Raw genomic sequence first — 612 nt, forward strand, 5'->3', positions numbered from 1 at the left:
TTTTATTATCTGATGAAGCCTTTAATGCCTTTGTTACGTCATTTAGTTTATATACGGCGTAGTAGGTGTTAGATGCTGAAGTTCCAATTTGAATTCTAAAACAAATACGATCTTTGCCATCTGCTATTGCCACAGCACTTCTATAGGCACTACCACTTCTTTTTGATGTGACTTCTTCTAGATTAGTTATCGTTTTTACATTTACTACTTCTGCGCCCGTTGGTTTTGCAGGGTTAACTTTATACTTAATAAGTGATATATCAGTAGACCATTTATTGCTATCACCACTATTTACGGTATTCCCTACCCATAATAAAGTTTTTCCATTCTCTTTTATCACTTCTAAAGACTCTCCGTGTCCATAGTCTCCAAGTATTACATAATCTTCAACTTCACATTTTTCACCTTTTATAATGCAGCGTGAAAGCACTGTAGCCGATTTAACTCTCTGAGTAATAAAAACTTCATTTTTATCACCATAATCAAAGTTTTGTATAGCATTTTCATATTTCAGGCCTAAATATTCAAATACCCGGTCTATAGTAGTCGTTTTTGTTGGGACTGTGTTGGCAGCGCTAGTAGTAATACCGGACATATATAAGAGTATGAGAC

At 34.8% G+C, this 612-nt stretch carries 1 protein-coding gene; it reads right to left on the reverse strand.

The window, feature by feature from the left end; genetic code table 11:
• A partial coding sequence (locus AC1DUW_RS31855) for a hypothetical protein (RefSeq protein ID WP_477644583.1) occupies positions 1-595 on the reverse strand: 595 nt, incomplete at its 3' end.
• Positions 596-612: the final 17 nt, after the last annotated feature.

It is taken from the genome of Peribacillus sp. P4_C12 (genome assembly GCF_056402095.1).